This is a genomic window from Pedobacter metabolipauper (assembly GCF_004362715.1).
GTDB classification, from domain to species: domain Bacteria; phylum Bacteroidota; class Bacteroidia; order Sphingobacteriales; family Sphingobacteriaceae; genus Pedobacter; species Pedobacter metabolipauper.
On the sequence record NZ_SNYC01000004.1, the window covers coordinates 1,086,363 to 1,112,096 of the forward strand.

Sequence of the window (25,734 nt, forward strand, 5' to 3'; positions counted from 1 at the left end):
ACACTTAAATTTGTATGAAACAAAATTTATTGAAATGCCTGCCGCTTGCTGCGGCGCTTCTTGTTGGTGCTGCGGCTCAGGCTCAGGACACTACTGCAGTAAAAATCTCTAACCCGAATTCACTAAGTACATGGTCTATTGGCCTTAATGCTGGTGTGCTTACGCCAATTTCCCCTTTGGGCGGTAAGAATGATTTTTCAAACTGGAAAGCCAATTTAGGTTATGGCTTTTATATCAAGAAACAGATCACCCCGTATTTCTCCTTACGTTTAGATGCGGTTGGCGGTAAGCTAAGCGGTGATAATTCAGAGCCGTTTGATGGTGGCAGTACAATATCGAGCCCGGTTAATGCATTTGAAACACAACTAACTTATTCTGGTAGCTTAAATGCGGTAGTGAACCTGTTTAATATTGACATGTTTAAAAAGGAGAATGCAGTACAGCTTTATGCCTCTGCTGGTGCTGGTTTAGCTGGCTATAAAGTTGAAACCGGAAGCACAAGCGGTGCTTTAACAGATTATGCAGGCGGAAAAAGCATCAGTGAATTAATCATCCCTGTTGGTTTAGGTGTTAAATTTAAACTTTCTGATAAGATCAACTTCGATCTTGGCGGAACAGTTAATTTTGTTGATGGTGATAACCTGGATGGTGTTTACCGCAATGGCAACGATAAATATACCTACGGCTATGCTGGTTTAGAATTCGCTTTGGGTAAAGGAGAAAAACAATTGGCATGGCATAATCCTGTTGCGCTAACCTATGATGAAGCTGTAGCAGCTAAACGCGCTGCCGAAGCACTTCAAAGTGATCTTGATGCACAGAAAGTGGATAATGCGAAACTAAGAACTGAACTTAATGATCTTTTAAAAGATACAGATGGTGATGGTGTTGCTGATAAATTAGATAAATGCCCGGGTACTCCGGCAGGAACTGTTGTAGATGGCGCAGGTTGTCCGTTAAAGGTTCCAGCTCCTATCATTAAAGAAAGTGTGATCATCACAGAGTCAGATCGTAAAGTTGTTGCTGATGCGATTAAAAACCTGGAATTTGATTTGGGTAAAGCAACCATCAGAGCTAAATCTAATGCGTCTTTAAACCGTGTTGCTGCGCTTTTAGTAGAGAAAAACTTCAGCCTTAAATTAGCAGGTCATACAGATGATACCGGTTCTGATGAATTGAATATGAGATTGTCTAAAGACAGAGCTGAATCTGTAAAAGCATACCTGGTTTTTCAGGGTGCAAATCCTTCACGTATCGAAGCAACAGGTTATGGTGAAACTCAGCCAATCGCTACAAACAAAACTGCAGTTGGCCGTCAGAAAAACAGAAGAGTAGAATTTACTTTATACTAGTCTAAACGGATTTCATATTGGAAGCCTGCCTGTATTTATTTACAGGCAGGCTTCTTTGCGTAGGGACCAAATGCTAAGGTGAAATTACTTTCCTGCCTGGTTAATTATAATTGTATAATTAGCAGAACTAAAGTTTATTTAAAAAAAGACATAAATAGTCACCAGTGTATATGATTATCTTAATAAACTTACAGCGATGAGTCAATTAAAAACTACAGTGCCGGATGAGATCGTAATGAACAAGATCTATAAGATCCGTGATCAAAAGGTAATGTTAGACAGAGATCTTGCCGTATTATATGGCGTTGAAACGAAGGTACTGAAGCAGGCCGTTAGAAGAAACCGTCTGCGTTTTCCTGAAGATTTTATGTTTGAGATGAGTAGCGAAGAGTTTAATGATTGGAGGTCACAGAATGTGACCTCCAAAAATGATAAACAGGGATTGCGTTATAAGCCTTTCTGCTTTACCGAGCAGGGGCTCACCATGCTGTCTTGTGTTTTGAATAGCGAAAGGGCCATTCATGTAAACATTCAGATCATCCGGATCTATACCAGGATCCGGGAAATGCTCATTGCCCATAAAGATGTATTTATACGTGTCGAGCAAGTTGAAAAGCAGCTTATGAACCAGGATCAGAAAATAGAACAGCTCTTTAATCACCTTCGGCAATTCATTGAAAAAGAGCATATACCACGTGAGGAGATCGGGTATAAGCGAAAAGGGAAATAATTGTTGGAGGTCTTTTTTTATACTAAAAAGATTAGTAGAAAGCAAAAATAAGCAAAATGGTTAAAACCGTTTATATACAATGCTTTATAAAACAGTAGTCTTAGTTTGGAACTCGGTGTCCGATAGGTTTTGGTCTTAAAAATACAAAGATAGGTTACTAATTCGTTACCGATTAGCAAAGGTAATTAAAGATGTAACAGATTATATTTCAGTGTTTTGCGCTATTTTTCATATTCCCTTGTAACTCAATGTAATTTAATTTTAAACATTAAACATTTGAGTTATGGAGCAGACAAAAAAATCCACGTTCAAGCTACTTTTCTACTTAAAAAAGAACGAGCCGAAAAAGAACGGTAATGCCCCGATTATGGCACGTATTACTATTGATGGAACACCTAAGACTTTGGGAACAAAGTTAGAAATCAACCCAAATAATTGGGATTTAAAGTATGGAAGAGTTGAAGGCAAGAGTGCAAAAGCACTAGGTATTAACCAAAAATTGGATAATATACGGGCACGTATCGATACCCTTTATGAAGATATGCTGAAACACGAGGGTTTTGTAACGGCACAAAAGCTGAAACTTGCATTTCTCGGTGTTGGTGTTATGGAAGATTCCTTGCTGAAAGTCTTTAAGAAGAACAATGACGATTTTGGGAAAATGGTAATACAAGGAGAACGCTCCGAAAGTACCTACTACAAGTACAAAATTGTCTATAACCACGTTGCTGAATTTATCAAAAGCAGGTATCATCGTGATGACATGGCGTTCAGGGAATTGACGTGTGATTTTATCAGAGAGTTTGATTTCTTCCTTAGAATAGACAAAAAGTGCACACATAATACTGTTTGGGTATATACGATGCCACTCTATCGTGTTGCGGAAATAGCTGTCAAAAACGGTCTTATCAGGAAAAATCCTTTTGAAGATTATGAAATCTCCATGAAGGAAAATGATCGCAGTTACTTGCTAAAGGAACATGTCGAAGCTCTTTTAATGCATTGCCCTTCAAAAAACTATTATGAACTTGTAAAGGATCTTTTTGTATTTAGCTGTTTTACGGGCTTATCGTACATAGATATCAAACAACTTAAAAACACCAACATACAGTCCTTTTTTGATGGTCATGACTGGATTATAAGCCGAAGACAAAAATCTGATGTTGCTTCTAATGTAAGACTGATGGAAATTCCTAAAAGAATCATTGAAAAATATAGAAGTGCTACCCGAAATGATTTTATTTTTCCCGTTCCTACTAACAAAGTTTGCAACAGTTATATAGACAAACTTATTCAGGAATTAGGGATTGTTACCGAACAAAAAGTAACCTTTCACACCGCAAGACACACATTTGGAACAATGTTTTTGACTGAAGGCGTACCACTTGAAAGCCTTAGTAAAATGATGGGGCATAAAAATATTTCTACCACACAGATTTATGCTAAAATTACAAGCCAGAAAATAAGTAAAGATATGGATTTGGTATCGCATAAATTTGCTGGAATGGAAGCATCATTTGCAGAAATGGAGAAAGAAGTTCTCGTTTAGAATTATTGCTTACTAAACAAAGCAGGATGATTTCCTGCTTTGTTTGTTTCGAGAAGCTGGGTAGTTTTAATAAAATTCTTTTTTTTAAATTTACTTACAACAATTCTTTAAACAAAAAAACTATGTCTTTATGTAAACTGTGTCTTGAACGCGAAGCAAACAAAAAGAATACTCACTATCTTACTGATGCAATTATCCGCACCTGTCTTAACTTAGAAGGTAGTAATGAACGCGAGAAAGGATTATATTTTGCTCTGGATAATACCAATCCATTTATAGACTTTAATTTCCAACGTCTTGATGAGCTGACCCTCGAGACTACAATTGGAAGAAAACCAACGGAGGAAGAAATTGAAAATGCGAAATCCATTCCGTTTTCAGTGGATTACGTATTTTGTAGTGATTGCGAAAACCTGTTTACAGATATTGAAACACCATTTATTCAAAACATACTACCACATTTCCGACAAGCAGATCTTTCAGGTCTCAAAATAGTGAGCGAAGCTGATGTTGTTACAATTCGTAACTTCTTTCACATACAGTTGTACAGAAGTGCAGTCTGTGAAGATATTTTGGCGTTTTCACCTGAGTTTAAGGAGAAGTTACGTCACAGTATCCTCCAAAAAAATGGTGACACATCCATCCCCCTTTCGGTGACATATCTCCAAACTCTTGGAGGAAACGCGATATATACAGAAAACTACATTGGATTTACTGATGATAAAAACCCTTTTATTGTCTTCATGAATGATTTTGTTATACAGGTTTACGAGAATGAAGAAGCAATAAAATTTCTACCTTTCCATGGACTAAATGAACAAGAAACTTTTGTCTCTGCTATAAACATTAACGAAGAATCTTTTGCTTTTAAAATATTTAACAATGCAGAAAGAAAGGTTTTTCTCAATACGGTAATCGTCAATGAAAAGGTTAAGAAAACAATTCAATACTACCGAGATATGTTTGATATGTTCTGGAGAAAGCTATTTGGTGTCGACGCTCCGGTGCTACAAAAAGAAAGGTATATCCAGAGTCTTATCAATGGTGATGACAATAACTTAATTAAATACTCAAAACAGCAGGTTTTTGAATTTACCGTAGCTTATATGGCTAAACTTTTCAATGTCACCAAATAATTGCACATATCATTATACAGATAGCCGAGGTAAATAATCCTCGGTTTTTTTTAGCCTATACTAATCTTCAAAGCACATTTATTCCTCCAGTGCAATCCAACGCAATAAAAAGCTTTGGCAGGATGTCTTAATAAACCATCCAGAAAAACTACCCAATCTTATCCCTCAACAAATATTTTTTAGTATCGTCTACGTGGCTACAATAGCCACAATACTTTAAGATTCTAAAAACCCATATTTATAAATTCTGCAAAATGTAATTGCAGGTTTTGTAATCACAAGGCCATTTCCTCAATGCCTTTTTCACGTGCTTCCACATGATTTTTTATTCAAAAACCGGTATGCTGTTTTGTTCCATTTCAAGAGCAAAGGTATTTCCGTGTTCTTAACGCAGGAACAAGGTCGTGCCCTCTTGGTTTGCAAAAAAATCTCCACCCAGTCGGGTCGTATTTTTTGACAAAACCTTGTTCCTGCTAAACACTAACCTTTTTATGCTCGTGAAACGAAACAAAGCATACTCCGGCTCTTTAGACGAATAAAAAAAATGTCAGAAATGAAAAAATACAGCATTGGAAATGGCAAAAGAGTGAAACGAAACTTCAGCACCTCCTCTCATTGCCGAATAAATCAAGGGAAAAAACAAGAACAAAATTAATAACACAAAAAAGTAGAAATCATGAACATTACAGGAAGACTGACAAGAGATGCGGAAGTACGCACAACGTCACAGGACAAACAAGTAGTAAATTTTTCAGTAGCGACCAACGACAGCTACCGTAACAAACAAGGCGAACGCATTGAGCAAACAACCTATTTCGACTGCTCCTATTGGATAACCCCGAATGTAGCCAAGCTACTTACAAAAGGCACATTGGTGGAACTAGCGGGAAGAGTAAGTACAAGAGCGTGGACAGGCAATGACGGAGAGGCAAGAGCAGGACTAAATTTCCATACATCAAACATAAAATTACACGGAGGTAGCAAAAAATCGGAAACGGCACAAGCTACTACAGGTGCAAAAAATAACAAAACAGAAGACGACCTCCCATTTTAACAACAACTATTCAATCATTTTTAATATCAAATTTTTAAGCATTATGGCACATAATATCAATTTCAACGAGAGAACAGGACGTTATTCATTTTTTAGCGTTCAGCAAAAAGCGTGGCACAACTTGGGGCAAATCGTGGAGCAATACCCGACAAGCGAGGAAGCAATTCAACACGCAGGGTTAGATTACGAAGTCGTAAAATCCCCACTATTTACCAAAGGTTCGGGCATTATCGAAACAGCTAATGGCATAGAGATAGGCAGTAGCGAATTAGAAGTACCTAACTATTTTGCCAATATCCGTAGCGATAACAATGCAGTATTGGGAGTAGTCGGCAAGGATTACCACATAGTACAAAACCGTGAAGCATTTAATTTCTTTGATGCTATTGTAGGCGGTGGTGAGGGCATTCTCTATGAAACAGCAGGAGCATTAGGTAACGGAGAACGCATTTTTATCACAGCCAAATTGCCCGACTATATCCGTGTAGGCAATGGCGATGATGTTACGGAAAAGTACATTTTCCTAACCACTTCGCACGATGGTAGCGGAAGTATTACAGCCGCATTTACGCCTATCAGGATTGTATGTCAAAACACGTTGAATGCTTCGTTAAGGAGTATGACCAATGTAGTCCGCATCAAGCACACTTCGGGAGCAAAACAACGTATTGAGAACGCTCACAAGATTATGGGATTGGCAAATACATTAAGCAATCAGTTAGAGGGTATTTTTAACGAATGGACAAAAGTAAAGGTAACAGATCGAGAGGTAAGAAAGCTAATACAGTTGGCACTTTGTCCAAATAAAGAAACGCTTGACCTAATTAAAAAAGGTGCGGAAGATGAAATTTCCACCGTGTTCAAAAACACCGTTGATGATGCTTTTGCCTACGCTATGATAAGTGATACACAGCAAATGGACACTACCAAAGGTACGTTGTTCGGAGCATATAACGCTGTTACAGGCTACTATCAGAACGTAAGAAATTACAAAGATGACGAAGCCAAATTGCAGAGCATTGTATTGGGTGGTACTGCCCAACTGAAATCACAGAAAGCATTTGAATTGTGTACTGCATTTGCTTTGGACGGTGTGGAAATCCTAAACTTTAATTGAAATAACCATAGGCTATCGCCTTAAACGGTGGTAGCCTACTATAAAACAAAAGATATGAAAGCAAAATCAATAGAGGAAGCGAAAAGTTTAGCCAAATCACAAAGCCTTGAAACGAAATACAAAGACGAAGCTATATATATCATTTACTGCAATAGAACGGAATTTTTTTATATAGATACAAATAGCTTGATACGGCTTTGGGAACAGCTATTTGGTTACTATGAAAATGGAGTTTATACCGCTGAAAAATCACATTCATAAAGCTATGCAAGTAACAGATTTGAATGGTTGTCCTATTGAGATAACAAACCTTAAAGAAGCCATTAAAATGGCTAGGCAATACAAAGAATACAGCCACGAAGACAAAAGTTTTTCGGAGTTCGACAAAAGACAAAAAGCCTATTGGCTAGATATGTACAAGAAACTGACAGTAATCAGAAAGCAATCTTCAACAATTAAAATTTTAGAACGATGAACACAAATTTTTTCAATCAAATACAGCAGTTGGACTTTACAGGAGTATTACAACTGAACATTTCAAAAGGAATAGAAAGCAACCTAATTGTAACGGTATTGCTTAACAACGAACAATGCGGAGATAGTGCCAAAAACGGTATTCCCCCATTGACATTTAACGCCACCCCCCAAGAGTTTGACGAGGGATTTTTTGAACAGATAACAACACCTATACAAAAAGTATCGGGCTTAATGGTGGATATGGAAAAATTCTTAAAGCAATTGGAAGAGGTTAAAAAACAGTCCGCAATCGAGAAAGAAAAAACCGAAAAAGAGAAAAAAGAAAAAGAAGCCAAAGACAAGAAGTTTAAAGATGCTATGGCAAAGGCTGACGAGTTGGAGAAAGAGGGCAAATTCCGTGAAGCGTGGATGAAAGTACCCGATATGACGGAGTTTCCCGAAAAAGCGGACGAGATACGCAAACGCAAAACATCATTATCCGACAAGTTTGCCACACCGAGCCTTTTCGGAGCAATGGAAGAAGCAACACCCGAACCGCCAGAGGAAGCAGTTACTGGCGATTATCCTATTGATGAAGCGGACGAAGAAGAACAGTATTAATAATTAAAACGAGCAATATGTTATTAGCAACCCAATTAGAGCGAGTGTTTATACTCAAAGATAAAGGACAGGACATCAGACTGACCGACCCCGAACCACGTTGGAGCGTGGAAGCAGTAATGAATTTTTACGCCAATATGTACCCGATTTTGACAACAGCAAAAGCATCTGCACCGCAAATTAAAGATAATGCAGTAGAATACAAATTTGAGAGTGTAATGGGCACTAAAGGTTAAACCAAAATTATAAAACGATGAATTATGCAACGCAACATCCTATCGGGAACTATCAGACTGCCCGAACAGAAACGACAACGGCAATTGCACCGACAGTTGGACGAGTTCACCAATTGGCTACAAAGACCAAAAGATGCAAACCAAGTGCAGAAAGACAAGCAGAAATCCGTACCAATAGCAATGCTACCAATGGTATTCTAATGTGTACGTTTCTGCCAAAACTGAAAACAGCACAATCCGTACAGGCTTGTCAGAAAACGGAGAGGGATTTTTACAAGTCCCTTTCCAAACTTGCCGAGCATTACAGCATTGAACCAATGCAGACCAAGGATTTTGAGTTTCCATACAATATAACATTGGCTATGTGGGATATGGAAACCAAAGTAAAACGTACCAATATCAATTGGGATAGTTTCAAATTGGTACAGGACAGTAAGAAAACCTACTTCACAAGTGAGGAACGATACAATACAGGTACAACCTTGTATTACATTCCTATTGTACCGCTTTTTAAAATGCTCAAAGACCCGAAGCGTAAAAGGACTGCACAGCTTTTAATATCAGTATGTAGTTATCTGTACCATATTGCCGATGTGCCGTATTACAGACAAGAAGACAGCTATCTGTATTGGCAATATGAAATGCACAAAGATTGGGTAGAACAGGACGAGGAAACTGACGAAACCGAAGCTTATAAAAGGGAGTTGAGAAATGCTGAATACATTGGCGATAAAATAGAACAAAAGCTATTTAACCGTATCAATCTAAAGGTATTTGAACAGCGTTTGAACCGATTTAAAAGTGCTGATATGTTCGATAGGGAATGCCATAAGGTGTCTTGCAATGCATTTGCCCTTTTTACTGAATATCCGAATGCAAGCATTTTCCGAAACGCACCAATATCCGAAGAAGACCCTTACGATGATGATTACGAAAACGAAGCAATCGGAATGGAAAAGTACATTTCATTTATTGCAGATACCAAAGGTTGGTTATACGGAAGCCTTTCCGATACCATCAACAATGAATTTAACGAGTACGGAGCAATGGAAGAACCAACCATTTCCAAGCGATTTGACGTAAGTGAAATACCAACAACAAATCTTGATTTTGAGAACCGCTTGTTTACCTTATTGGATGACCTCTGCACAATATTAGACGACTATAAAACAACAGAAAAATGAACATCGTAAACGACATCACCGAAAATTTTGGCACATTGTACCATCCGAAATCTGCTTTAGTTTTTTACGAAACCATTGGCACAAATACTGATGTGTATGTGGAGCATTTTGATATGGACAGCAACGGAACACCTATCAATGCCCACCCATTGACGGTAAAAGAAGCCAATATATTGGCAAAGGCTTTAAAGACCGATGAAGAAAAGAGTAAAGCATTTTTAAAGCCAAAAGGGATTTTACCAACCAATATTCTGCATATCAATCCGAGCGAAAAAGGCACGGTACTATGGTACACCAAAGCACAGCAAAGACAGCTATATTTTGTGGATAGTTTAGGTATTTCCAATGGCAAGGCACAAGTACCGCCAATGCTTTGGTTTGCCAATAAAAACAGCCTTTCGGTATTTGCTTTAGCAAGTGACAGAAGACCCACCGAGAAAACGCCATTGCATTATGCACCTTTCTTTAATATCTACGAAAAAGGCAATGTATGTATGGGTACTGTTAGTATTGATATTAAAAATTCGGCTTCGGTTGAGGAATTTATACAGGCGTGGGAACATTATTTTTTCAATTCCTATTTCAGCCATTCCTTATGCGAAAACTTAACGAAAAAAAATATTGTAACCCTTTGGAAAGACCTTATCAATACGGATAAACCCTTTCCGAAAGAAGTATTAAAAAAGAACAACAAAACCCTTAAAAATTTATTGTGATGAACACACCAAAAACAGCAGTTCATTTTACCGATAATTATCTGCTCAATCCAACCAATCCGATTTCGGTAAACCTTATCGGAGCAGGTGGCACAGGCTCAAAAGTATTGACTGCCTTAATGGAAATTAACGAAAGTTTGATAGCGTTGGGACACGCAGGGTTGCAAGTCCGCCTTTGGGATGATGATGTTATCACGAGTGCCAATTTGGGCAGACAGCGTTTTGCAGAAAGTGAAACAGGATTATACAAATCCGTTGCTTTGATCAATCGTTGCAACCGTTGGGCAGGTACAAATTGGAAAGCCAAAACAGTAAAATTTGAAAAGGATAAGTTCGGCAGATTGCCCGAAGAAGCAAGGGCAATCATTACTATTACGTGCGTGGATAATGTACAGGCGAGGTTTGGCGTTGCTGAAATCCTTAAAGAAATAAGCTACCGCAGACACTACCAAGATGAGCCAAAATATTGGTTGGACTTTGGCAACAGCCAAGATACAGGACAAGTGATACTTTCAACCATCGGAGAGATAAAGCAACCCAATTCTGAAAAGTACGAACCGGTGGCAAGCCTGCCATTTGTTACCGATGAATTTGGCGAATTGCTGAAGCAATCCGAACAAGAAGACAACACGCCAAGTTGCTCACTTGCCGAAGCATTGGAACACCAGGATTTGTTTATCAATTCATCATTGACCCAAATGGGTTGCTCCTTATTGTGGAACTTGTTCCGCAGGGGAATGACTGAATACAAAGGATTTTTTCACAATCTAAAAGATTTTCGCACCCAACCGATAAAAGTCGCTTAAATATCGAAATCGGCGGGCAAAAATGCAATTCCTCACTTCGGTCGGAAACGCCTTTTTGCTTTTGAAAGGTGCAACCACTTTGCTAAAATGAACCGCCCGCATATTCCCTTTCCTTACATTTTACCAAACAGGTTGCGACATTATTGCGTGGGATATTCTTTATCCCATTTTTTGTTTAAACCAACTTCTTTTCTTTCCAGACTGCGACCAAAGAAAAGAAGCAAAAGAACGTCGCTTGTTAGTTATGGTTTTAATATCTGTTAAAGCAAGGTTTTATTTTATTAAATTTGATAACAGTCAACGATCTTAAATCCATCGAAAAGAGCCATTGATGATTGGTAAAAAATAGCTGAATTATAATAATCCAAATTAAGAATAGACTATAAATGATTGAAAAAGAATTTGTACAACAAAGGCGTAAAGAAATTGCAGAGATTAGACATGCGGATAGTGTATATAGAGATATCCAGGCAAGGGAAGAAGAAAGAGAAGAATATGAAAAGCGCTGGTTCTGGGAGCTACTCCAAAATGCAAAAGATTCTATTGAAGAAAATCAAAGTATCAGGGTTAAGATAGAGATAACTGATAAACAGATTTCTTTTTCGCATACTGGAAATCCATTCGAACTTGACGATATTCTGAGTCTAATTATACAAGGGTCATCGAAGAGTAATAAAGAAGGTAAAACTGGTAGATTTGGAACAGGTTTTATGACTACTTATCTTCTCTCAAAAAGGGTACGCATCACTGGAAAACTTATGGAAAATCAGGGTTGTTTTAGTTTTCTGTTAAATCGTGATGCTACAGATAACGATCATTTTTATAGATTACAATTAGAATCAAATAAAGAGTTCGACGATTCAATCCGGGAAGAAAGCTATCTCGACACAGGCGAATTTCAGACATTATTCACTTATGAGCTAGATTCCAATGGAAAGGAAACTGCAAAAATAGGCCTCCTTTGCCTTGATGAGCTTATCCCTATTACACAGCTCTTTAATGAACAGATAGAATCTGTTACGGTAATTGAGAGCGGAACTATCAAAACTTTCTCAAAAGTTCTACTCGATACACACGAGGAAGTAGGCATTGTAGAATGGCAGATCAGTACTGTTGTGGATAGTGTTGAATGTGTCAGCTTAAAGGCGTACATTCAAAAAGATGACAAATTTGAAGCCTGCATAATTACAGAATTACAGAAAAATAAAGAATTTATTTTTCCACTAACATCCAATTACCCTCGATTATATTACACGTTCCCACTTATTGGAACTGAAGAAATTGGAATACCGCTCATTATCAATTCAACTAATTTTGACCCTCGTGTTGAAAGAGATGGTATTTACTTGAAAAAAATATCCGAAGACGGAAGTGAGTCTTCCAATAAAGAAATCATAAACAAAGCATTAACCAAAAGTATGCTATCCTTTGCCAATCTCTTCAAAAGCAAAAACATAAAAGGTTTATATGAGTTATTCAGCTTTGATCTCTCCAAAGACCTTAAGTGGATAGATCACGAATGGTTCACTGCTGTCAAGGACAAAGCTATCGAGCTTCTAGCGTCTGAAGAGTTTATACGTTATAACGATGTAGATGAAAAATACAGCAGACTGAAGGATCTGACAATATCCTTCTCCGATAAAAAAGAACACATTACAGAGTTATGGAACCTTCTTTCAGAAATCAAAGACCTTCGAATTCCATTACACGTGGAGCTTTTTGATTGGATTAGAGTAGCTGAAAAAATTGCAATCATCAAGCAGAATGTAGAGAATACTTATGATCTCGATTTTGTCTGGGGCATGAATGAACTCATTGAGACAATTGAAAAAAAAGAGTCTCTTTCTGAACTTGATGATTCGTTGAATATAAAAGGTCACATTTGGTTGAACAGATTTTATCCTTTGGTAGTTAAAATAAAGGGACAGTTTCCACTGGGTAACAATATATCACTCAACCAAAGAGATATTTTTAGAAAAGCCGAAGGTATGAGTTGGGATATATCTAAAGATGACGAACTTGTTGCTATTTCTGATTTAATTGAACTGAACTTTGGGAGACATTTATTTTCGAGACAGATCACTGAATTCAGCATCAGTAGTGTAGAGCGATTTTCGATCCAGAATGCGATATCTGAGCTGAAATCAGAATTAAATGATTTGACGGAAACAGATTTAGCACATGTAAAAAACCAAGAAGCAAGTGCGAGATTCCTGAAATGGCTTATTGTAAAAGAAAATAAAGATATTGTTAAAGACCTTAAAGTATTGACAGGAGCAAATAAAAAGAATGAGGAAAGTTTTGGATATGACCATTTCCCAAAGACAGACCATCTTTTGTTGACTCCCAAAGCTTACTTTGAAGCCGAATTTCCACTGTATGCCAATCTCATCAGAGATAAAGATTGTCTTAATGAGATATACAATACTTTTTTAGAAACTCACGATTATGTTTATCTAAGCAACAATGGGTTTGTACATTTGACTCCAATAGTCATAAAAACTGAGAATGCCACGGTTAAGTTGTTAGAGCATCTTCTTGTCCATGAAAATGACCTAAATTTACTGAGGGATGCGGACGGACAGCTTAAATACAAATTTGAAGTTTCCTTTTTAGATTTCGCCTATCTAACTGCATCTGATGGACATATATATAGCCGTAACACAACACAGAAGTCAAGTCTAGAACGACTTAAATTTATGCTGACAGAAGCAGTAGACAAGGACAGACTGTTTGATGAGGATAAACAGGAAATCATACTAGAAGGATTAGAGAATCCTATCTATTTGAGACAAAGTCTTTGGGTATACCGTGCCCGAAATCTAAACTGGATCAATGTAAAGACACAAAGTGAAGGAAGCGAAGCAAAATTTGTCAGTGAAACCCCTTCTTCAAAAAATCTCTCCGAACTTCTAAAGAATGATGAGGGATTGATAAAGACTATACGTGGTGCCAGACAACAGAGCTTTCTGAATAAATTGGGTGTCGGTGTATCTGATCTAATACGCAACACTCTTCCTTCAGATGAACTTCGATTAAGCTGGGATAAGGCCATAACCAATATGATCACAAGTGATGCAGATCCAGAATTGGTACAGGAGATTTTTAGTGATCCAGGAATAAAGAAAGAATATGAAAGAAGACTGAATGAGAGAAAACTCATCGGTAGAAACCAATCTATAGGCAAATTAATCGAAATACTTTTTAAAGAGTACATAGATAATCTACGGGCTAAGGGAGCTTCCCTAAATATAGAGCGAAGACCTTTTGGTAGTGATTATATACTTACGGAGGAATCATCTGATCTTGTCAATGCAAATAGAGAGCGTGAAGGTTTCAAAATCAATAATTGGTTGATAGAACTTAAAGCTACCGGAAAAGAACATGCAGCCATGACACCCTTACAAGCACAAAAAGCAACAGAAGAAAAAGATAACTACGCATTGGTCGTAGTTCCTCTTAATGGGACTGACCCCGATATTGAATACCTAAGACTACACGCCAAAGTAATAAGTAATATAGGCCACAGGATAAACAAAATTTATCCCGACTATAATGAAGTAGAAATAAGAAAAGGCAATCTCAATAGTGGAAAAGATGGCATTTCGGTCAACATTGAAGATCAGAATATACGGTTTAATGTCAATTCTGAAATATGGATATCAGAACATACCACTATCGAAGCTTTTGTTAAACTTATTTTTAAGGGAACAACAAATTAAATACAATCTTTACAGAACTTGCCTGCTGTAGAGTTTGGTTATATACACCCATGAGGAATTTGCTGCTCTTAAACTAAAATATTTTTCAGCCATTGGCAGCCTTAGCCTTGTCAATGGCTTTTCTAAAATCATCCGCATCGCTACCAACCAATAAATAGCTCGAAAAACCAATATCTAAAAGATCTTTCCCAACTTTTTCGTCATCAATATCACTATGGGCAATCAGTTTTATGGTGGGATATTGTCTTTTTAATTTTTGAAATTGCTTCAGGATATGGTTATCGTAAAAATCTAGGTCAATGATGCAAGCTTCGGGAAGTTCATTTAATGAAAACAATTTCGATAGTCCGTCATCAATGCTTTCAAAACGAGATAACACTTCAATTCCTGAAGCAATGAGGTCATTGCAAATCAAATCTAAAATAGGGCTTTTATCGTTGATAAATGCGAGAGTGATTTTTTGTTGTGATGTACAAGTTTCCATAATATTGTCAGATTTTGAGTTAATGGAGCTTCCTGCACAAAAAAAGAAAGCGCAGGCAACTACACTTACCGCACATTGAGGTACTGGTATACCCGACAACGAATAAGCGAGCGCCCACGCCTATGGCATGAGCGTTCTTCCTTATTGTCCCGTTGTCTAAAAATTACCAGTTTTCAATGTGGGACTTAAAGTAAAAACACTTTAAGATTTCTATATTTTACATAGCAAAGATACTAAAGTCGTTCCGATAGAAACATAGTCAAAACAAAATTAATTACAAGCATTGCCTATGATTAGTCACATAATTTTGTTCCAAGACGGTTAGAATATCACTTTCTTTATAAATTATCTTACCCCCAATTTGTATAAATGGCAGGATATTATCATCACGATATTGCTGTAAAGTCCTTTTGCTGATATGTAGCAGCCTACACACATTTTCGCCCGACAAGTATATTTCTCCATTCATTACAGGACGATAGTTTTTCAATATTTCTTCAACTCGATTTCTCAACTGCATTATCATTTGCTGTTGTTCTATTAATTCTTCAGCTTCATTCGTCAGTAAATCCATTGTCATTGGTATTTGTAGGGTTGTCCGGCTTCGAGCAAAGCCTGCACATCCGAAAGTTTATAATAATTCTTGCGGTTCAGTTTGGAATATGGCAGAAGCTCTTTGTCCTTATAGGTCTGCAAAGTCCGTTTGGTAATATTCATCATCAGGCACACTTCCTGGTTATCGAGCCACTTTTCTTCTTTGAAAATCGGTGTGTATTTTTTCGTTGCGTTTTCGGTCATTTCCAAAAGTTCCTTCAACTCATTTTTCATTCCGTCCAATGCGGATTTTTGTATTGCGATAACTTCCATAATCTGCTCAATTTTTCTGTGGAAGTCTAAATTAAAGACGCTTAATGCAGTGTTGGAGATTGTTGTAGAGTTTGGCTTCGAGAGGTAGTATTTGTCGTCACGATATAAATCTCACGATAGTTTATTTTGTAAATTTGAAAAATATAGGTTACTGATAAATTAATTTTTAAATGGCAGTGTTACAAAAAGGCAATTCAAATTATCCGTTTTGGGGAGCATCAATAAATCTAATCACTGGACTTGACCCGTTAGGACTTCAAACAACATCAGAGGCCACCTATGCTACTATGTTGCCAGGTATTTCTAATTTGACAAACCGACTTCGTTATTATGGTTTTTATTGCTGGCTGTTAGATTTTTATTTCAAAAATGAAAAGCAAGGAAACTCAAAACAACAATACCGTTTTATCCGCAGAGCTGAATTGATGATTGCCATAATTATGCAAAGCGAGCGTAAAGGAGTTCAACAGATAACAGGAAGTAACTTTGCTTCAAACCTAATAAATACAGCTGAGGAAACTTATTTTGACTTAGCCGAAGGAGCAGACAAAGACAACACCGATAAAAATGTTTATTGGAAATATCCGTCTGGTGCATTCGGACAATATTATTACGGAGCAATGCAGGCACTTTCCTTAATTATTACAGCAATAAATGATGATGGTGATGTTATTTACAACATTAGTAAACCACACCCAAGACAAAAAGTTTCTGGGAAACAATTAGCCGAGGCTTTTGAAGTTTCATTGTCACCACAAATAAAAGAATTGTTTTACAGTAACATCAAAAAAGGAAAACTTTACCAATCTGATATTTCAGAACTTATAAAATATTTTGCGATTGAGACGATAGAAACAGGAAATGCTGAATGGCAACTATATGTGGAAATGCTTTTGGACAAAGACGAACCAAGTCAAGAAATGGAAGAACGTTTTACTTTTCACAGAAGGGAAACAATTTTATCACTCTTAAATACAGCTGTTAAAAATGAAAATAATTACGACTGGTATAGATTTCTATTGGAAAGTTACCGAAAGAAATTGGGAACAAATAGTTATCCTGAAACGGAAACTAATATTGGTTGGTACTGCTATCAATTAAATGAGTATTGGCAGTACAGTTGCGGAACAATATTTTGGGCTGTATTACAACATCTTTACAATTTTCAACAAGACCAATATCTGCCATTGTTTGTAAAGAAATTTTCAAGCAGTATTACAAATGAAATATGCAAAGAGCTAAAGCAAGCCATAGAGCCAACAAGTTCACTTGCAGAAATTTTGGTGTTAATCACTGATACAGAAGACGAAGAAAACATCAAAAGGGAAATTGATGCAACAAACGACCCTGTTATGGCAGCAAAATATGGCTTTATGCTTTTGCTTCAAATATTCAAGAATAATAGAGAGCAACTTCATCCATTGAAAGAATTTATGAGCAGAAAAAAGATAGAAAGGGATGGGAATATGGTTGATGGCATCTTGACAGTTCACACAGCAGAAAATGATACACTTCAAGATTTTGTTGAACAATTTATTTTACGCAAAATTATTTACAGGCACTCAATGGTTGCACTCAGAAAAATGGGCAACGGCTCACAGGCTACCTACAAATTTTTTATTGAGGAACAATACATCCGTTTCATAGATACATTTCCACCAAGAAACACATCGCCAAGAATGAACGCCTTGCAAAACATAATGTTTGATTTACAGGTAATCAACGACCAAAGGGTTTTATCGCCATTACATAAGAAACTTTTGATTGACTGATGATACTAGAAAGAGAAAACATACTAACATTGATAGGAAGCAGAAGATATCATTCTGCAATTCTTACTACTTTCAGCTTTGACTTTTATTTTTTTGAAATGAAAGCAATGAAATGGTTGCGTTCTTGTGGCGTGAGAAACATCAACGTTTTTATTGACGGACATTATTATTCAGAGTTAATGCAACAAGCTACAGGAGAAGAAATGCAACTTTCTGCCGGTTATTCACTTTATCCTGTTTTCCAAAAGTCAGTATTCCATCCAAAAATTTGGATGTTGTTTGGTGAAAAAGAAGGGTTGCTTATTGTTGGTTCTGGAAACCTTACAAATTCTGGAAATGGTAACAATGATGAGATTTGGGGAGCATTTCATTTTGATATTCGTTCAACCGAAAATTCATCAATCTTTTCGTCAGCTTGGGATTATCTATCAACTCTTTCATCGTCAGTTAAGGGACAGATGAATGAAAAAACTACAAAATGGATACTTGAACATTCTAAATGGCTGAATGAATTGCCAAAGACAAAACCATTTCAATTTTTCGAAACGTCGCAAAAAGAGAAGGTTGCTTTCCTGTTTAATACTGAAACAACTTCTATTTGGAACGAACTTTTAAAACATCTTAGCAATGAGAAAGTAGTAGAAATAACTACCATTTCTCCATATTATGACAAGAATGGGAAAGTATTACAAGAACTCAATTCTCTTTTTCCTTCAGCCACAGTAAAAGTTATATTGGATGAAAGTGGGTTAATCCCTTCTACAATGCAAGTGAGCAAAGCTTTTACATTTTACGATTGGTGTGATGCCGGCGTAAGCAAAGTGCAATATGCAAAATCTGGAAACTCAAAATCAAAACTTCACGGGAAGATCATTCATTTCAAGACAAAAAATGGAAAAGAGTTTTGCTTGTTCGGCAGTGCCAATATTACACCTGCAGGGTTGGGATTATTGGGCAAAAATTCAAATGCAGAAGTTTCACTTCTTATTCAGTCAGAAAAAGGTGGATTGTTAAATCAATTAGGCATAAAACTGAAAATAAGCAATAGTAAAACCCTTGATGAATTTACAACGACTACAAGTAAATCAATTTATGAAACTATAGTCGATAATAATCAATTCAAACTGCAACTGCTATCGGCAGAGTTGATTTATGATGAATTTATACTTCATTCCAGTGGTACTTATACCGATGAATTCAGGATTGTCTTCTTCGATAAACAAAACCGATTTTTGTATTCCAAAACATTCTCAAATTATGAGAAAGAACTAAAAACAAAACTCAATTTAGAATTAGGCACTTTCCAATATGTGCAATTGACAAATATTAATGACGAGATTATCTCTAATAAACTTTTGATTTCAGATTATTTCCTCTTGGCAAAAACGCATCCTAATCCAAAGACAGAGGAAATTGAAAAAATTTATAGCGAAATCCAAAATGGAGAGCTGAGCAAAGTTCTCGACTTGTTGCATTATGCAATCTTTGATGAAACAGAAAATGAAACAGGAGTCAGCTTTTTAGATAGTAGGAGAAGCACGTTTACAAAGCTGAATGATGACAAAGAACCTGAAAAACTTTACGATCTCTCTTCCTATAAAACAATAGAAAATTCTGGATTTGAAAAAAACCTTCTACTCTCTTCTCTTTCCCTACGTGTTTTAGATGTTTTGAAGTTCATCAATTTAAATGGACTTTCAACGAAAAAGCAAGAAGATATAAGTGTTGATGAGCAAGAAGACGATTTAGGTAACATAAATGGAAATGAGGAAGGAGAAGTGGCAACTGTTCGTAACCTCTCTTTTGTCATGCTTAAATCTGAAAAAAGAAAGTTGACGAACTACTTTAATAATCTTTACAATTACCAACAAGAAATTCTTTATGGGTATAATCGACCAAAAACATATAGGCCTACACTTACAGATTTGACTAAATATCTAATTGCCCTTGAGTTGATAACTGAATATGGGGGGAAATCTGCAAAGTATGACGAACAAGACGCACAGCATTTTTTTAGTTATTTGCCCTTTGTAGATAACTATGATAATAACAATATAAAAGGTTGTTGTTTAAACTTAATTGGCGACTTTTTGATGCTGGCTAGAAGCGGATTTAAAGCGTATGAATTTGACTATACCAAAAAGAAAATTGAGGAACTAAAAAAAGAGGCGCTCATAAGCACAATTGTTTGCTTGGTAAACAATCGCTGGAAAGATGATGAATTACATTACTTTTTTACGATGGTTTTAAATGCACTTCATTATTTAGGTTGCAAAAATGTAAATGATTTCAATAACAACTTCGCGGAATTGAAAACCAAGATTAATATTAGAATTTCTGAGTTGAAAAACAGGACAAAAGGATTTGAAGAAAACTTAGAGATATTTTACAGAAAACTTTGTCCATCGTTTATAAAAGTAATTAAACAGATTGAAGATAAAAACTTCGATACGTCAGCAGTTCAGGGGCAAATTATTTACAAATCGCCTTGGGGCTATAGCTACGTTCAGACCGTAACAAAAACAAATGATTTCAGTTTAATCAGACCAGGGTTTATGTGGGACGATTATAAGGAAGATTACATAAAACATAGCCCAGACGAAATTTATTTACCGCTAAAGCTTACATCTTTTATATGTACTGATTTGTAGGTTTAGCAGAAATCGAACTACCTTTGGACTATCTGCCTTTTGGTTACTTAAGTCCTGTCCTATAAGTGTTATCGAGTTTATTATGGATTATTGTTGCTACAACTAAAACTTCTGTCATTTGTGAAAGTTGGGTATCTTCCAATATTTTTGGATTGTGTGCTTTTGGATTTCTGTACATAGAAAAAAAACCTTTACAGAAGTTTCCAAAGCCCTTATGTTCACTTTCCTCGCTTTGATTATTCAGAGTGTTAAAAGCAAGCATAGGTCTTCTGTCTTTTCCCAACGCAAAACAATCATCAACTAAATCTGCTCCGTCTGAAGTATAGCCGCTTTTTTGCCTAAGCCTTTCTGCTACACTTTTCGTAATTTCAAGTATAGCATGAAAATAATTTTCCTTTAACCATTCAGCTTCACAATAAGGCAAAATTTCTGAATTAATTCCAATACCGTGTACTTTTTCTTTGATTTTAAGTGACCTGCTTTTAGCTTCTGAAATGGTTTTAGCCCTATCAACTTGTCGGGCTTGCCCAGTTTTATCAATTTCTATCCCTTCATAAAGGAATTTCTCATTGATAGTCGTTCTATCTTTTTCAAATTCATCTTCTGAATTATATCTTTTTGGGTTTAATAACCTGACAACAAATGCCAATATATTATTTCCGCACCTGTCTTGTACTTGTCTTTCTTTTAACGCATAAAACAGTCTATCTGTTTTGTTTGTACCGTATTGAGATTGAGAAATACCAGCACCAGATAAATGTTCTGTAATTTTGGTATGGGTCAGCATATTTGAAATTATATCAGATATATTTCGCAGGGTTATGTCATCAAAGGATTTTGTCATTCAATAATTATTCTATTTTAAAATTAGTTATTTTGGTTTTTGTATCTCCACATTTTGTTTTTCTTTATCTTTTTTTTCACGAGAATAACCCCAAAGCGATAACAGCCCAAAAATAATCAGTGCATAAGCTACCCACTTTCCAAATTTTTCAAGCAGTTTAATGATAACCGAACTTTCATAAGATGAAAATCCTTCTGCTCCCATAGGACCACGCCTGTAAAACTTTCGCCGGTTAATCCAGTAGCGAAGTCCCAAGCCTGCAACCAAAAATATGATGCCTATTATCAATGATGCGATCATAACAAAAACACTTTAAATTCACCTTTTAAATTTACAAAAATTTAGCTTCAATCACTCCAAAAAAAGAAATCCTGCTTTTGCGGCAGGACTTCTTTTTGCTACTATACTAATCATTACTGTTAAACTGAAACTTATTTGCTTTTCATTCCCGAAGCTGTCTGAAATCCAAACATCAAAAGATTGTGATACGGCAGATGTTGAAGTGTAATACAACCTAAATTGTTCAGTTGGTAATGAATACAAATCATTCGGCAGGTACGGCGCTTCGTCATAATACCGCAGCGTTCCCTGTCCGTCAAATTGAAAGTAGCGGAGAAAATACTGCGTGTTGCTGTAATTACCCGTACGCTGTATGGTAATGCGTATTTCTACCGTTTGCCCGTTGGCTACATCTTTGGGTACTGGCATCACGTTTACCTCGAATGGAAAATCGTTCTGTACTTCGAGTTCATCGTCTTTGCTACAAGATACCAGAGTTACCGAAGCTGTGAGGATTGCCAGCAAGACATATATCGGCAGTAATCCCATCCTGAATTTATTGAATATTGCTATCATCTTTTTACGTTTTAAAAATTAAACCTTAATCCTATACCTGCGGATGGACGGAATTGCTTCAAGTCCGTACCCCAAATGACTTTTGTACGTCCGTGCAGGACTAATACAAAATGGTCTGACAAGTACGTTTCAAATGTGAGTCGTCCACCAGCTCCATAGATGAAATTATCGTCGCTCACTATCCTTGCTCCGTCATACAACATTGCTTCGCCACGGTTAATACTTTCATAACCAACTACACCTGTTATTGCGGCATTTAACGTAATGTTCTTACTGGCATCACCCAACAAAAAGAAGCTGTAACCGCCTTCGGCAGTATAGGTTTCCTGCGGAATGCGAAGGTCTTTGTAGTCGTGATATTGATGTGTATATTCCAAAGCCCAAAGCTGGTAGTTCCCATTTTTCCCGTTTACGGTCATTCCGATATTGATGTAATAATCATTACCTATTTTATCATCAGACAGTGCACCAACATTTACTTCCAATCCTTTTTGCTTAGGCAACATCCGTTGTGCCTGGCTTGTCGTGATTCCTATCAATATGAGTATCACGGTATATATATACTTTTTCATTTTATTACTATTATTTTAAAGGGTTATTAAAATTTCAGGTGCATATCGTTAATCAATCGGGCTTTTATCAAATCCGAATTTTCAACCTGAAGCGTTTGATGCCTGCCTCCGTTTTTCTCGAAAATTTCAATCAACAGTACCTTGTCATCAGCAATGGTAAACTGGTCTAACAGGAACACGTCCTGTTCGGTGGTTTGTCCTGAAATTTCAGTAAGTGGTTTATAAGCACGAAGTGGTATCATCGGGCGTTCCTGAACCACAGTGCGTTTGGCTACTTTTTTATCTACCACTTTGAAATTGATAAAATCAATCTGGAAGGGTACATTGGTACGGTTTCTCAATTCCGTATGGAAATAGTATTTGTCTTTATGTATGTAAATACCTTTGAGGATAAATTGAATACCGAAACTCTTAGCCCCAATATGTTTTACAATACGCTTGTCCTTTTTGTAAATGGTTTCTAAAAGCAAACCAGCCAATGACGGCGAATTGTTGCCCAATTCTTCAAAAAGAACATCGTTACCGTTGGCTTTATCTACTGCCTTTTGCATCGTGAGCAGGTCATAGCTCATTGCCTCCGGATAGGAACTGTAATAGACATTGAAGCTATAAAAACGCCCGTCATTGGTAATGACTGAAAAATTGGTTTCGGGTTCAAAATCCCTTACCGATGCTTTTACACGCAATACGTTTTCCGCATCTTCTGCTTTTCCGGCAATAAGGTATTCACTCCCCAAATCCACATAACGAATGGCGGTAGGGAAAATCAGATGCGAAGTTTTATCGTAGGTAACTTCCATTTTATACGGTTCTATCTTGCCCAATGCAAGTTTGGTTCTCACACTGTCCTGTGCGTAAGATTGTAAGGCAAAGCCTAGTATAAGGGCAATTGCCCAAAAGGTTTTTAAATGATTTTTCATTGTTCTATTTATTTGAGTTCAATATTATTGTTTGGAAACAAGGAAGACCTGATGTCCCGCTTTGAGTGAGACCTTCGACGTTTTTATTTTTTTGGCGAAATAGCCCGAAATACCCTGTACTGCACCACGGCTAAGGTCTGCGGCTACCTGCTGTCCGGCAGACTGCGTAAGCATTATGCTTGTTCCCGAAGTCTGGCTCATATTACCAGCCATTTCGGTAAGGGCATTCATCTCCGGGGAGTATGGAACATACAGACCTTGCTGTCCGTCCAAATCATAAATGGTTATATCCACCGGAATAATGCTTCCCTCCAGTTCTATGGAAATAATTTTTAGCTGCAAACGCCCGCCCTGAAACTTTGCATTAGCGGTTACAATCGTCCCCTGCGGAATGGTACGGTTAGGTGTTTTGGCTGGCTCTAATAAACGCAAGCGTACACCTGTTTCGCCAATAATCGTCTGTGTTTCGTGTACACTTGCTTTGATACTATTTTTCGGTTGTACCGCTTGCTCGGTAGAACCTGCCGTATAAAACCCTCGGTTTCTTGTTTCGCTCCAATTGGCTAAAAAAGCACTATCGGTAGGCTCACGGTACAACGCAGATACGGTGTTCTTTCTTGTCGGCGTGAAAGCCACAAAATGTTCTTTTTGAGTTGAACCAGTGGTAGCCGTACTTGCCTCCTTAACGGGTGCAACTTCCGCTGAATTTGTATTCGTTGGCAGATACTTTGCCGCCATCTGGTATGATTTCTCCATCAGAGCAAGCTGGTCATCAACGGTTACAGATTTAGGTACATCTTTGTCAGCCAGCTTTTCTTTCATCTCTTCCATTTGCCTACGGAGTTCTGTTGTTTCCGAATTGTTGTCCTGATAAAATGAACCTAACGTGTTTTGTGCATTGCGGTAACTGTTCAATGTAGGATTACCGTTTCTTCCCGAACTTCTGCTACCTCCATAACTGTTGCTTTGACCTTCTTCAGGAAGTTGTTCATCAATCGATTCTTCTTTGTCTTCGGTATTCCAATAGTCAGAAAGCGTAGTTAAAGCACTGCGTTTTTCCTGCTCTTTGCGTTCGAGCATTTCCTGCTCATACGCCTTGCCTTTGTCGGCAGGCATTCCGGCTCCGGTAGCCTCTGGTACTGCATCGTTCAATCCGATATTTTCAATTTCCTTTTTATCGGAAGACGGTTTAAATATCAGATACATACAACCGAGAAATACAACGCCCATCAAAACAAATATGAGTGGCTTTTTGAGTTTTTCGGTTTTATTACGTGTACCATCTTGCAGTACATCAGTGGTTTCGTTCGGGACACCTTCTGTCACCCGAACAACCGATTTTTTGTTCTCATTTTCTTTCATAAATCTGATTTTTTAGAATTGTTGATAATGTGTCCTGCAATCTTGCAGGGCTTTCACTTTTTTTGAGGACAGGATTTTCTATATGCTCAATGACCATATGGTTATCGGACTTTGAGGTATCGTACCATACTTTGCCAATGACACCTGCGGTAAGCATCAGGTAACCCACAAAGAAGTACAGCGTATATCGGTGCTGTTTCTGTAGGGGCAATGCCCGCCAACGTTCGTCCAGTTTGTCAAAGTACCTGTCCATATTTGCTCTTAATTTTTTCATAGCCTCACTATTTCTATTGTTATAGCTTGAAACGTTTAGGGCTTTTAACCGCCTTTTGCTTCGCTTCATCATTGACCAAAGCGACTGCCTCTAACGCTTTGGGTGCGGATATTACAGACAGGTTTGTCAGTTCCGATTTTTTGAGTAATTGCCCAAAGCCATCTTTCTTCGCTACTTCCATACGGCTAAGTGAGAACTTGCCATTCAGGTACTTTACCCACATACTGCATTCTACACTTGGCTTGTCATCGCCCGACCATTGTAGGTAGCCCGTCAGTAGTAAGTCCTGCTTAGGCAAACTGTCTGCACCTTTTTGACAGTTTTCGAGGTATTCCCCGATGCTTTCTTTCAACTTTCCGGCATACGCACCCTGCGTATGGAAATAGCCGTTATATCCTTTGTCGGTAAGGATTTTTGCGAACGTGTTTAAATCTGATAATGCTTCCATAAAATT

At 37.3% G+C, this 25,734-nt stretch carries 26 protein-coding genes; 15 read left to right on the forward strand and 11 right to left on the reverse strand.

Translation table 11 applies throughout. The features are described 5' to 3' along the window. The first annotated feature begins 14 nt into the window (after window positions 1-14). The 13 genes from ATK78_RS11325 to ATK78_RS11390 all read left to right on the forward strand — a co-directional run bounded on the left by ATK78_RS11325 (window position 15) and on the right by ATK78_RS11390 (window position 14,679). The gene (locus tag ATK78_RS11325; protein ID WP_133576188.1) at window positions 15-1,352 is read left to right on the forward strand and encodes an OmpA family protein; all 1,338 of its coding nucleotides are present in this window, start codon (window positions 15-17) and stop codon (window positions 1,350-1,352) included. Window positions 1,353-1,548: 196 nt separating this feature from the next. Continuing rightward, entirely contained in the window at window positions 1,549-2,082 is a 534-nt protein-coding gene (locus ATK78_RS11330) for an ORF6N domain-containing protein (protein ID WP_243732501.1), read from the forward strand. A gap of 283 nt (window positions 2,083-2,365) precedes the next feature. Continuing rightward, window positions 2,366-3,631, forward strand: a complete 1,266-nt coding sequence (locus ATK78_RS11335) for a site-specific integrase (protein WP_133576189.1) — start codon at window positions 2,366-2,368, stop codon at window positions 3,629-3,631. Window positions 3,632-3,753: 122 nt separating this feature from the next. Continuing rightward, on the forward strand, window positions 3,754-4,767 hold the full coding sequence (locus ATK78_RS11340) for a hypothetical protein (protein ID WP_133576190.1): 1,014 nt from the start codon (window positions 3,754-3,756) through the stop codon (window positions 4,765-4,767). 676 nt (window positions 4,768-5,443) lie between these two features. Next, on the forward strand, window positions 5,444-5,821 hold the full coding sequence (locus ATK78_RS11345; RefSeq protein ID WP_050378389.1) for a single-stranded DNA-binding protein: 378 nt from the start codon (window positions 5,444-5,446) through the stop codon (window positions 5,819-5,821). Window positions 5,822-5,864: 43 nt separating this feature from the next. Beyond that, window positions 5,865-6,938: a DUF932 domain-containing protein gene (locus ATK78_RS11350; protein WP_133576191.1), complete on the forward strand. Its 1,074-nt coding sequence runs from the start codon at window positions 5,865-5,867 to the stop codon at window positions 6,936-6,938. A 54-nt stretch (window positions 6,939-6,992) separates the two neighbouring features. Continuing rightward, window positions 6,993-7,199: a DNA-binding protein gene (locus ATK78_RS11355; protein WP_133576192.1), complete on the forward strand. Its 207-nt coding sequence runs from the start codon at window positions 6,993-6,995 to the stop codon at window positions 7,197-7,199. Between the two features lie 210 nt (window positions 7,200-7,409). Beyond that, window positions 7,410-8,015 (forward strand): PRTRC system protein E, encoded by a 606-nt coding sequence (locus ATK78_RS11365; RefSeq protein WP_133576194.1) that lies wholly within the window; start codon window positions 7,410-7,412, stop codon window positions 8,013-8,015. A gap of 17 nt (window positions 8,016-8,032) precedes the next feature. After that, complete coding sequence (locus tag ATK78_RS11370; protein WP_133576195.1) at window positions 8,033-8,251, forward strand: PRTRC system protein C; 219 nt, start codon at window positions 8,033-8,035, stop codon at window positions 8,249-8,251. 17 nt (window positions 8,252-8,268) lie between these two features. Next, entirely contained in the window at window positions 8,269-9,435 is a 1,167-nt protein-coding gene (locus tag ATK78_RS11375) for a hypothetical protein (RefSeq protein WP_133576196.1), read from the forward strand. Further along, complete coding sequence (locus tag ATK78_RS11380) at window positions 9,432-10,151, forward strand: PRTRC system protein B (RefSeq protein ID WP_133576197.1); 720 nt, start codon at window positions 9,432-9,434, stop codon at window positions 10,149-10,151. The genes ATK78_RS11375 and ATK78_RS11380 overlap by 4 nt, the downstream gene beginning before the upstream one ends. Next, entirely contained in the window at window positions 10,151-10,957 is an 807-nt protein-coding gene (locus ATK78_RS11385; RefSeq protein WP_133576198.1) for a PRTRC system ThiF family protein, read from the forward strand. Before ATK78_RS11380 ends, ATK78_RS11385 begins: the two co-directional genes overlap by 1 nt. A gap of 386 nt (window positions 10,958-11,343) precedes the next feature. Continuing rightward, complete coding sequence (locus ATK78_RS11390; protein ID WP_133576199.1) at window positions 11,344-14,679, forward strand: sacsin N-terminal ATP-binding-like domain-containing protein; 3,336 nt, start codon at window positions 11,344-11,346, stop codon at window positions 14,677-14,679. A gap of 85 nt (window positions 14,680-14,764) precedes the next feature. Here the strand turns inward: ATK78_RS11390 and ATK78_RS11395 are convergent, their stop codons facing one another. The 3 genes from ATK78_RS11395 to ATK78_RS11405 form a co-directional block, all read right to left on the reverse strand. Further along, entirely contained in the window at window positions 14,765-15,163 is a 399-nt protein-coding gene (locus ATK78_RS11395) for an ANTAR domain-containing protein (protein ID WP_133576200.1), read from the reverse strand. 274 nt (window positions 15,164-15,437) lie between these two features. Beyond that, complete coding sequence (locus ATK78_RS11400) at window positions 15,438-15,737, reverse strand: helix-turn-helix domain-containing protein (protein WP_133576201.1); 300 nt, start codon at window positions 15,735-15,737, stop codon at window positions 15,438-15,440. 2 nt (window positions 15,738-15,739) lie between these two features. After that, on the reverse strand, window positions 15,740-16,030 hold the full coding sequence (locus ATK78_RS11405) for a helix-turn-helix domain-containing protein (protein WP_243732502.1): 291 nt from the start codon (window positions 16,028-16,030) through the stop codon (window positions 15,740-15,742). Window positions 16,031-16,200: 170 nt separating this feature from the next. Between ATK78_RS11405 and ATK78_RS11410 the strand changes: the two genes are divergently transcribed. Then, complete coding sequence (locus ATK78_RS11410) at window positions 16,201-17,802, forward strand: hypothetical protein (RefSeq protein ID WP_133576202.1); 1,602 nt, start codon at window positions 16,201-16,203, stop codon at window positions 17,800-17,802. Window positions 17,803-17,900: 98 nt separating this feature from the next. Next, on the forward strand, window positions 17,901-20,453 hold the full coding sequence (locus ATK78_RS11415) for a phospholipase D-like domain-containing protein (protein WP_243732503.1): 2,553 nt from the start codon (window positions 17,901-17,903) through the stop codon (window positions 20,451-20,453). Window positions 20,454-20,496: 43 nt separating this feature from the next. Here the strand turns inward: ATK78_RS11415 and ATK78_RS11420 are convergent, their stop codons facing one another. Genes ATK78_RS11420 through ATK78_RS11455 form a run of 8 tightly spaced genes read right to left on the reverse strand, consistent with a single transcriptional unit; the run spans window position 20,497 to window position 25,728 of the window. Then, on the reverse strand, window positions 20,497-21,297 hold the full coding sequence (locus ATK78_RS11420; RefSeq protein ID WP_133576204.1) for a TIGR02391 family protein: 801 nt from the start codon (window positions 21,295-21,297) through the stop codon (window positions 20,497-20,499). A gap of 27 nt (window positions 21,298-21,324) precedes the next feature. Then, window positions 21,325-21,597 carry a molybdenum ABC transporter permease gene (locus ATK78_RS11425; protein ID WP_133576205.1) on the reverse strand — a complete coding sequence of 91 codons (273 nt, stop codon included), beginning with the start codon at window positions 21,595-21,597 and terminating at the stop codon, window positions 21,325-21,327. 51 nt (window positions 21,598-21,648) lie between these two features. After that, window positions 21,649-22,152, reverse strand: coding sequence for a DUF3872 domain-containing protein (locus tag ATK78_RS11430; protein WP_243732504.1), 504 nt, complete (start codon window positions 22,150-22,152; stop codon window positions 21,649-21,651). Between the two features lie 11 nt (window positions 22,153-22,163). Further along, window positions 22,164-22,724, reverse strand: coding sequence for a conjugal transfer protein TraO (locus tag ATK78_RS11435; RefSeq protein ID WP_133576206.1), 561 nt, complete (start codon window positions 22,722-22,724; stop codon window positions 22,164-22,166). Window positions 22,725-22,750: 26 nt separating this feature from the next. Then, window positions 22,751-23,644 carry a conjugative transposon protein TraN gene (traN, locus tag ATK78_RS11440; protein ID WP_133576207.1) on the reverse strand — a complete coding sequence of 298 codons (894 nt, stop codon included), beginning with the start codon at window positions 23,642-23,644 and terminating at the stop codon, window positions 22,751-22,753. 24 nt (window positions 23,645-23,668) lie between these two features. Further along, entirely contained in the window at window positions 23,669-25,006 is a 1,338-nt protein-coding gene (gene traM, locus ATK78_RS11445) for a conjugative transposon protein TraM (RefSeq protein ID WP_133576208.1), read from the reverse strand. After that, a complete protein-coding gene (locus ATK78_RS11450; RefSeq protein ID WP_133576209.1) occupies window positions 24,993-25,280 on the reverse strand; it encodes a nitrogen regulatory IIA protein in 288 nt (95 codons plus the stop codon). Before ATK78_RS11450 ends, traM begins: the two co-directional genes overlap by 14 nt. 19 nt (window positions 25,281-25,299) lie before the next feature. Further along, the gene (locus ATK78_RS11455; protein WP_133576210.1) at window positions 25,300-25,728 is read right to left on the reverse strand and encodes a hypothetical protein; all 429 of its coding nucleotides are present in this window, start codon (window positions 25,726-25,728) and stop codon (window positions 25,300-25,302) included. Window positions 25,729-25,734 lie beyond the last annotated feature (6 nt).